General features: G+C 39.9%; 7 protein-coding genes and 1 pseudogene. 3 read left to right on the forward strand and 5 right to left on the reverse strand.

Annotated elements, in window-relative coordinates:
* Window positions 1-46 precede the first annotated feature (46 nt).
* Window positions 47-886, reverse strand: coding sequence for an O-methyltransferase (locus ICL16_RS40500; protein WP_190837512.1), 840 nt, complete (start codon window positions 884-886; stop codon window positions 47-49).
* Window positions 886-2,121: a sedoheptulose 7-phosphate cyclase gene (locus tag ICL16_RS40505; protein WP_190837514.1), complete on the reverse strand. Its 1,236-nt coding sequence runs from the start codon at window positions 2,119-2,121 to the stop codon at window positions 886-888. Before ICL16_RS40505 ends, ICL16_RS40500 begins: the two co-directional genes overlap by 1 nt.
* An 865-nt stretch (window positions 2,122-2,986) precedes the next feature.
* Here ICL16_RS40505 and ICL16_RS40510 point away from each other — a divergent pair.
* Window positions 2,987-3,298: a carbon dioxide-concentrating mechanism protein CcmK gene (locus tag ICL16_RS40510; protein ID WP_190837516.1), complete on the forward strand. Its 312-nt coding sequence runs from the start codon at window positions 2,987-2,989 to the stop codon at window positions 3,296-3,298.
* Window positions 3,299-3,306: 8 nt separating this feature from the next.
* Here the strand turns inward: ICL16_RS40510 and ICL16_RS40515 are convergent, their stop codons facing one another.
* The 3 genes from ICL16_RS40515 to ICL16_RS40525 are packed head-to-tail and all read right to left on the reverse strand — an operon-like array spanning window position 3,307 to window position 6,957.
* The gene (locus ICL16_RS40515; protein ID WP_190837518.1) at window positions 3,307-4,290 is read right to left on the reverse strand and encodes a glycosyltransferase family 2 protein; all 984 of its coding nucleotides are present in this window, start codon (window positions 4,288-4,290) and stop codon (window positions 3,307-3,309) included.
* A gap of 16 nt (window positions 4,291-4,306) precedes the next feature.
* A complete protein-coding gene (locus ICL16_RS40520; protein ID WP_190837520.1) occupies window positions 4,307-5,332 on the reverse strand; it encodes a polysaccharide deacetylase family protein in 1,026 nt (341 codons plus the stop codon).
* Entirely contained in the window at window positions 5,332-6,957 is a 1,626-nt protein-coding gene (locus ICL16_RS40525) for a glycosyltransferase (protein ID WP_190837522.1), read from the reverse strand. Before ICL16_RS40525 ends, ICL16_RS40520 begins: the two co-directional genes overlap by 1 nt.
* 833 nt (window positions 6,958-7,790) lie before the next feature.
* Here ICL16_RS40525 and ICL16_RS40530 point away from each other — a divergent pair.
* Together ICL16_RS40530 and ICL16_RS40535 are read left to right on the forward strand one after the other, a co-directional pair.
* The gene (locus ICL16_RS40530; RefSeq protein WP_190837524.1) at window positions 7,791-8,141 is read left to right on the forward strand and encodes a carbon dioxide-concentrating mechanism protein CcmK; all 351 of its coding nucleotides are present in this window, start codon (window positions 7,791-7,793) and stop codon (window positions 8,139-8,141) included.
* A gap of 493 nt (window positions 8,142-8,634) precedes the next feature.
* Window positions 8,635-9,068: pseudogene (locus tag ICL16_RS40535) on the forward strand (HetZ-related protein 2); the annotation flags it as partial.

Genomic DNA, 9,068 nt, shown 5'->3' on the forward strand with positions numbered 1-9,068 from the left:
GTTTATCTGTGGTTAATTTTTTTTACAGTGGATGATTCTGGGAGATTTATTGTGCTGGTAAGCGTCGGATGATGGTTAATCCGTCCCTGAGTGGGAGTAACACTTGCTCAACACGAGGATCGGCGGCTACTATTTGGTTGAATTGAGCGATCGCCTCTCCGTTGGCTGTGCGCTGTTTATTTAGGTAGACTTCTCCCTGTAGGAGGGTGTTATCTACGCAGATATATGCGTCTGTGGAGAGGAGGTTTTTGTCTAGTAGGGTGTTGAAGTAGGCGACGTACTCTTTTTTGTCGGCGTCGATGAATACGAAGTCAAATTTCTCGTTTTCTTCAACCAGTTTGTCGAGTATTTCGAGGGCTTTACCTACCTCTACGCGAATTTTCTGCCCGTGAGGAGATTTATCGAAGGCTTGTTGTGCAAATTCGGCAGTGTATGGATCTACTTCACAGGCAACAATTTGCCCATGAGGTGGTAGTGCTTCTGCCATTGCTAATGCTGAGTAGCCTGTGAACATCCCTATTTCCAATACTTTGGTAGCTTTGGTCATGTGGATGAACATTTTCAGAACTTGTCCTTCTACGTGTCCTGAGAGCATTTCTTGCTCTAGGGGACGCACGGTTGTTCCTTCGGTGTATCTTCTCTCCCAAGCTTCTTTTGCTGTCTTGTGGGCAAGCTCTGCTAGTTCATTCGATTCTTTTGTGGTATATTCCCCGATGTATGAATCTAGACCTGCTGCTAATTCCCAGACAGAGTTGAGTTCATCTACTAGTTTTGTTTTGGGAATGACTTGCTTTTTGACTAGAAGAATGATACTCTCCAATTGCTCTGTCAGAATCCCTAAAGGTGTTACTGGTCTAGCTTTGGGTATTTTGACTAGTTCCGTCATTACTTTTCACTTCCCACTAGTTCTGGTTGATGACTGCTAGGATACATATCTACACCATCCCCATTACGAGGATAGCCAGCACAAAGGTTTTTATGTTCATCCAGTGCTTCTGCAAGTTCAAGCTTTGTCAAATCGTTAACGAAGAAGCAGCTACCTATTGGTTTGGGCATTGCGGCTCGTTGTAACCCATCACGAGTTAGTGTGATCGATTCGGTAGCTTCCCATAGCAACTCTTCATCTAGTAGAGGATGGTCTAATGCTAAACCAATTCTGCTCATCATTCCTAAGATGCGATCGCGATCTTGGTTTGTGATATAGCCTCGTCGTGCGGCGATTGTGGCTGACAGTGCCATGTCAATGTTGACTGCATGACCATGATACATGGGTATGCGGGGTACTAGTTCCAGTGTAGGACTCCATGTATGACCGTAGGCAATTACCCTGTCTAGATTTATTTCATGCAGGTTGGGAGTTTCTAATTCCAGCATGGTTTTGATTGCCTCATAGTTGACGCGATGCCCAATTTCTTTAATTGCCGAGTTGCCATTCACATAGCCAAAGTGGGTGGAAAGCAATTCTTCCCCATGCTCATACAACAGTTCAAATACTTCCGCGTTGGCAACCACTGCAATTTTCACCAATTCCGCCATCCCGTTGCGAATTTGATCGAGCGGTAAGGTGCGTAAAAACGAGAAGTCAAGGAGTACTTTCTTGGGCGGATGATAAGCACCTAAGCGATTTTTTGATTTACGGTGGTTGACTGCAACTTTGATTGCTACACTCGCATCAATCAAATTAATTAAGGTTGTCGGAATCCGAATGCAATTGGTTTTGCGCCGATAAGTCGCACAAGCAAACCCTACTACATCTGTCAACAAACCACCGCCTACAAGCAAAACTGGTTCTTTCCGAACTAGTTTGTAGTCCTCAAATACGTCAATTATCTTCTGGAATGTCTCAATGCTTTTGTTTGTTTCAGTGATGTTGATGGGAAACAAGGTTAAGTCAATTTCGTAGTATTTAAAATACTCGCGAATTTGCTCACCGTAAAGCTGATGCACGTTAGCATCTACCACAGCTAGGCATCTTTTGAAATCTTTATAGCTTTCTGCTATCTCTGTGTTTCTTATATTAAAAGACTCTTCAGCATACACAAGACTAAATTCGATCTTTTCGTACCCTTCCACATGAAATGCAGTTTCAGTGGCATGAAAGGAAGCTTGCACAGTGCTCATTATTTTTTCCCGTTTTTACAGAAAGCTAGTGAAAATTTGTGAAACAAATGCCTTTGCTAAAAGCACAAACAACTCTCAAGGTTAGCCTAGTTTGCCAATCTAGCTAACTTATTCAAGTTGATATGTATGGTAAAAAAGAGTTTTTGTGAACACACTTTTTAGCATGGCGATCGCTACTTTCAGGATTTACTGAATGTATGCTTACTTAAGACGTTTGAAGATTAACTTTCATTCGATTCTTGATCTGAGAATAACACAAAAGACAGAAACTACAATCACCCTAGAGATACATCCAGGGACTTGAAACTCACTTCTTAACTTGCTGCTCATAGTTCATAATGAATTTTGACAACTAAGCTGTGAGTTTTTCGGTTACTTAACTTTTGCCCTAATTAAATTCTTTGCTTCTACGCTTCGTCCATCTTGTTGTATTATTTGCTAGCTTATAGCTAACTTTCCTTCTTTTCTTTAACCAGAGATTAAGATTGTGTAATGTTTTTGTCATCTTTGAGCATAGCTGAGTTAGTAATAAAAAAATTATTAAGTTTAAAAAAATTTATAATTATGTGGTATACATTTTTTATGTAAATTTACTTCCTCCTGAAGAAATAATTATTAAAATCGGTAACCTAAACAAGTAAAATAAAAAATGAACTCGTGATATCAGCACTCAGAATCAATAACTTAGGGAATTTAAACCCGCCACTCCAGAGGTACTACCAAATTTAAAATTTCATGTGGCGTTTCAATATGTACAAAATTATACTTGCTTACTCTAAGTCTACTCTTAATTTAATTCTGAATTCTGAGAACTAAGTTCTTGTTTGTGAAAACTAAGCTTTTGTGGATAAAAGGAAATTAAGTTATGCCTTTGGCAGTTGGAGTAATTGAAACTTTAGGCTTTCCCGCTGTACTAGCTTCGGCAGATGCGATGGTCAAAGCTGGTGCAGTCACCCTGGTATATTATGGTATAGCGGAAAGTGGGAGGCTACTAGTTGCAGTGCGTGGACATACGGCTGAGGTAAAAATAGCTGTTGCAGCTGGTATTGAAGCAGGTTCGCAGGTACATGGTGGTAAGGTAATTACACACTATATAGTTAATAATCCACCAGAGAATGTAGAAAACGTTTTGCCCATCCAGTTCAATAAAAAGTCAGAACCCTTCCGAATAACTTGAAGTCCAAATTAAAATTTAATTAGAGTAGATATATCTTTTGGTGGATGACTAGAAAACATTTGAGTAATATTTTTAATTTTAGTCTGTAGTCTTTCCATCAATTGATAGAAGCGCCGAACAGGTCTAAGCATCCGATATAGTATGGGATGACGTACTGGCCATAACTCTTTTTGTAAAACTTGCCACACAGTAGTATTTTCCATCCCTTGTTTGAGCAAATACTCCTGTAACCATTTCAAGTAATTAGCGTAGCTGGGATTCATCTCTCCGACTAAATACTTTCCAGCTTTGATTGCTACATAACAATTAGAGTCTAAATGTTGTCGGTAAAGATCCCACGTCTCTCTTTGCACAAACACTGGTACTTTGAGACAAACTTTGGCGAAAAAAATCTGATCTTCGTACATACCCCGAAATTCTTCTTCAAAACCACCGACAGCATCTACTACTTCGCGTCGGATCAATACACCACAAGTACCGGGTGTTTCTGCTACTCTTTGTAAGAATAGGGTAAGTAAATTTGGTGGTTGAACTAAACTGTTGGGCTGAACACCTAATCCACGCAGGCGATCAAGTTTTTTGTCCTCATGATTTCCCGTCCAACCATACCACATTAAAGTCGGTCCATAAACCATCCCAGCGGTAGGTTGTGCATTTAAAATTGCTAGCTGTTTTTCTAATTTGGGTGGCAACCACACATCATCAGCATCTAAAAAAGCAATGTACTCGCCTCGGGCATTTTTTATACCTAAGTTACGAGAAGCACTCATGCCGCGATTTTGGTGATTTTCATGTTCTAGATAGCGTACTTTCTCTGGATATTTTGCCGCATATCTTTGAGAAATTTCCGTACTTTTGTCTGTCGAACCATCATCTACTAATAAAAGTTCCCAATTATCGTATGTTTGAGCAATTATACTCTCGATCGCCTCCACCATGTACTTTTCTCCATTCAAGAAAATCATGATGGCTGAAATTAGTGGCTTTGTCATTTTATCCTCCTCAAAATCAAGATATTTTCCACTTCGATAACTGTTTGGCAAACTCTTCTCCATCCCAGTCTTCTACTTGAATGCGTGGGAGTTCAAAGCAATTGCTTTTGCGTACACTCCGAGGCTCGGTAGTACAAGCACTAGTAAAGCCGGCTTGTTGCACTAAAGCTGCTGTTTGGTTTGAGTAGTTTCCGTGGGGATAAGCAAAACTCTCTACTGGCTGTGCGACAATTTCTTCCAAAGGAGTTTTGCAATCCCGAATTTCCTGCCATTGCTTATCAATTGGTAAGAAAGATAAAAATGGATGAGACACAGAATGAGCACCAATTTCAATTAGTTCTGATTTTGCTACAATAGAAACCTCCTCTTTATTCATGAGTCGATGGCGAGCACTCAATTGCGGTACACAATCAGCCCAAGTCAGTAGTTCATCCATGACTTGTTGGCGCATTTCCCTTGACTCTTGTTTGAGTAGCTGATATAGCTCAATTAAAAGAGCGTGACGTTTGGTGGGGGGTTCTGCCACTGACGCCTTCCAAGCGCAATCTTGTTTTCTTTGTTCTTCGCTATAGTGAGCGGCTAAACCTAATTCCCAGTGATGAACCTTACCACCAATTTCCAAACTAAGAATAGAAGGTAAACTAACGGGAGTCAACAATAACCGCTCTAGTTCATCCCACCACAACTCACGTTTTTGTTCCATGTACCCACTGGTGAGAAACATGGTAGCGCTGATTTCGTAACGCTCTAGTATTGGTTTGGCGTTATACAAGTTATCTGTATACCCATCATCAAAGGTAATTGCTACTTTCCCGTAAGGAACCTTACCTTGTCTGACAGTTTGATTGAATTGCTTCAAGGGAATAACGTTGCCCCAAGAACGTAACACGAACATTTGTTCGGCAAAGTGTTTGGGGCTAACACAAATACTCCAAGGGTCAGATTCGGCTTTAATCACTCTGTGGTACATCAAAATTAGACCACCTGGTGCCAAGCGTCCCCTGATGTTTCTCGCAAAGCGCCGCAATCCTATTCCTTTCATTATACGTCCTTTGGTTTTTCTGCTCTAATGGAAATGATTACCTGATAGCATGGGTCTTTACTGTCTAATTCTTCTTTACGCAGTTCTTTTGCTGATAAACCGTAGAGAAACGAAGCAGCAGTTAACACGTTGCCATCAGTTTCAATCTGTAAATTTTCTGCGGGAAAGAATTCCTCAAATAGCTTTGTTACTGATAGAGCCGTAAAACCCCAAAGCCAATAATTACCCCAAGTTACATCACCAATGTGACTAATTCCGGGAACTGTGACTAGAGCAACTCCACCTGGCTTTAAAATGCGATGAACAGTTTTAATTGCTGATCGCACATCATATATTAGCTGTAGTGTCTGAGTGAGAATAAAGCAATCAAATGTATCTGTTGGTATATTTTCACCATATGCCAAGTCTGATATAATCGTTGCCTTAGGATTATCACTCGTCACATGAAGTATATCAACTTTGGTCAGGCGATCGCCGCCAAAAGTGCGTGTGTACTCATCGTCACCAATTTCCAACACATGCCCCTGGATATCCTTCTGATACTGAGTGAGGAAATTTTCAATGTAGTAGCGATCGACCGGTAAACCTCTGTCAAAACCAAACGCCCGACTCATTGGTGTTACCCGACGCAGGCTACCTAAATCCACTACTCCAACTGGGGGAATATACTGTTCACCACGTAACTTTTTCCCTAACCAACGCTTTGTTGCCGCAGGTAATAACTGTTTTGCTAATTGTTTCACTTGTGTTTTCAATTGATTAACGAACAATGGTACTTGATAGTATTGGTAGCGGTATGGCAATAATGCCTTTTGCAGAGCCTGATTAATCTTGGGATCTTTAACTCCTTGTTGTGATACATAATTTGCGAACCAGTTCAAGAAAAACAATCTTGCCGAATGATATTTTCCTGCCCTTTCCACATTAGAACTACACGAATCTGGGTGTAGTCTGTACTTATCCCAACATTCATTCGCTACATATACACTAAAATGAAGATACACCTTAACCAAGAAAGCTTGATCTTCGTACATGCCTCGAAACGCTTCTTCAAATCCACCTACTTTTTCTATCGCTTCACGTTTAGTGAGGAAACCAGAAGGGCATGGTGCAGAAGCTTCTCCTAGTGGGTAGCACAAAGTTAACAACTCTCTTGGTTTATACAACTTGTTAGGTTGTATACCAAGATCTGGCATAAAATCCCGTTTGAGATCCTCATATTTTCCTGTCCAACTATGCCAGTATAAATCTTGCCCATAAACCAACGCCGCTTCTGGGTGTGACTCTAAAATTGCCACTTGCTGTTCGAGTTTTTGCGGTAACCATACATCATCTGCGTCTAACAAAGCAATATATTTACCTTTGCTTTTACTGATCCCCAAGTTGCGTGTGGCACTCATACCACGATTCTGGTGTCCTTCATGCTCTAAATAGCGCACCTTTTCCGGAAATTTTTCTGCGTACTGTAGGGCAATTTTTGTACTACTATCCGTCGAGCCGTCATCTACTAGCAAAAGTTCCCAGTGATCGTAAGTTTGAGCAAATATACTTTCTATTGCTTCTACAAGGAACTTTTCGCCATTTAAGAAAATAATTATACTTGATACCAACGGTTTGTTGTTCATAGTTTTTCTACTGGTAAAACTTCCTTTCGTTCTACTTTGTCGCAACTATGTATTTAATAATACATAGTGACATTTTTTGATCGCCTTCCTTTCTTTAACTTTGCTTTTACTTAGTATTTTGCACTTTCAATAACTTGTATAAAATAAAAACTCTACATATTCAATAAATATCTCCACTCAAAGTAAAAATATACCTGTTTTGTGCAGAATAAATCCGATTAACTGCTTCTCATACAGGAACAGCATTACAATGATTTAAATCATTGAGAACTAAAATACTGCTGCATCAAACAGCAAGCTAATGACACCCTAACCAAAAATATACTTAATTAATATAGCTTTCATGTTACCAAAAAGATACCAGAAAATAAACTCAGCAAAATTCTTTCATCAAAATATTACTTTAGATAGATATGTAATTTAAGTATTGCTTTACAGCCTAAATATTAAGTAAAATTATGGATGAAAGTTAAATTTTAGTTAAGTGTAACAAAAGGCAGTACGAGGGCAGAAAAGCCAGCGCCGGGAGGAGGCAGCAGTTGAAGAGGGTTTGCCGACAGGAGGCATCTGGCGTGGCACAAGGAAATGCCTTTGTCAGTAATTGTTAAATTTTTTCACATCAGATGCTGAATAAACACCAAAGCTTGTAGTGCGATCGCAAAGAGGTATACGCTGGTGAAGAGGTGGGACTAATACTCATCAGGCATCATGATGAGCAGATGGAATTGGTTTAGTCTGAGGCAACCATTAATTTTATCCGGCGTTGCATTCTCAAACCATTGCCCTATCCTCACAAATGTGATAACTTATTTATTAATTTAGGGAGATAACCAATGCCACTACAGGCAGTTGGCTCAATTGAGACGAAGGGTTTTCCTGCAGTCTTAGCAGCAGCAGATGCGATGGTAAAAGCGGGAAGAGTCACCCTCGTTGGCTACATTAGAGTTGGTAGCGCTCGTTTTACAGTTAACATACGGGGTGATGTTCAAGAAGTAAAAACTGCTGTAACAGCGGGGATAGAAGCAATAGAACAGGTTCACGGTGGGACGTTAGAATCTTGGGTAATTATTCCACGTCCACATGAAAACGTTGAAGCTGTGTTGCCAATTGGTTATACAGAACAAGTTGAACAATATCGGCAAGCTGTAGAAAATCCCATAGTTCGCAGAGCAAATGGTCGATAATTAAACAAATTTATATGATCTTTAAAAGGGCGAACAGCCGTTCGTCCTAAATTAAATTTTTGATGAATTATTCAGGTAAAAGTATAAAAAATCTTAAAAGATAATACAGTACTGAAACAGATCAGCATCTAGTGACATCATTACTAGTAGGAGGAAACTTAGCTAGTTTTGGTGAGGTAAGTCAATTTTTCCTAAGCTCTCAACTTTGAGGGTAGATTTTGTGTATATTCTAGGCGAATAACTTGGATAAGTTAAGGCGGTACATTTAGTTTAGAAAAGTTTAAAAAACCAAGAAAGACACAAAAGCAGCGAAAAATCAGCAATTTGTCAAAATTTAAGCGAGGAAACAGCCACGAAAAAGTAGAAATTCCTGCATAACTTCTGTAAATCAAAACGTAAATACAAGTGGAAGCATGTTCGATGTCGATATAGGCATCATTACATCAGGGGCAACTGCCAAAAAACAAGTTGAGTGGGAAGTAAGGAGGTTGTGATGCAGATATTAAAACAGGATATAGAGGAACGCAATCTCACCATGACACCAGAGGCAGAAAAACTGGCACAATATTGGCGATCGCAATTAATGGTAGATTGCCCAGAGCTAGGTGAAGCTAACAGAGAAAGTATTGTTCTCTGGTTACTAGGTAGCGATTCGGACAGGTTTGAGCAACTCGAACCAAAGGAACTAGACATTGCAATTCATGCAATGGAGTACCGTTGGCGGATATTAAATCAACGTTACTTGGGCAAAAGTAAAGAACGTGCCTACCGTAATCTCATCACCCGGTTAGGAAGTTTGGTAACCTTAAGAAATAAGATCCAAACTTGGGTAGCACTAAGTCGGGATCGTCAACGCAGTGTGATGGATGTACTGGTTGAAGTCATCCAAGAATTACTGCAAAGTGATAACTATATGCAACAGCAAAT

Source organism: Iningainema tapete BLCC-T55, from assembly GCF_014698965.1.
Taxonomy (GTDB): domain Bacteria; phylum Cyanobacteriota; class Cyanobacteriia; order Cyanobacteriales; family Nostocaceae; genus Iningainema; species Iningainema tapete.

Coding starts and splice junctions, on each gene's coding strand:
- ICL16_RS40500 (WP_190837512.1), bottom strand. CDS start 886: ATGACGGAACTAGTCAAAATACCCAAAGCTAGACCAGTAACACCTTTA.
- ICL16_RS40505 (WP_190837514.1), bottom strand. CDS start 2,121: ATGAGCACTGTGCAAGCTTCCTTTCATGCCACTGAAACTGCATTTCAT.
- ICL16_RS40510 (WP_190837516.1), top strand. CDS start 2,987: ATGCCTTTGGCAGTTGGAGTAATTGAAACTTTAGGCTTTCCCGCTGTA.
- ICL16_RS40515 (WP_190837518.1), bottom strand. CDS start 4,290: ATGACAAAGCCACTAATTTCAGCCATCATGATTTTCTTGAATGGAGAA.
- ICL16_RS40520 (WP_190837520.1), bottom strand. CDS start 5,332: ATGAAAGGAATAGGATTGCGGCGCTTTGCGAGAAACATCAGGGGACGC.
- ICL16_RS40525 (WP_190837522.1), bottom strand. CDS start 6,957: ATGAACAACAAACCGTTGGTATCAAGTATAATTATTTTCTTAAATGGC.
- ICL16_RS40530 (WP_190837524.1), top strand. CDS start 7,791: ATGCCACTACAGGCAGTTGGCTCAATTGAGACGAAGGGTTTTCCTGCA.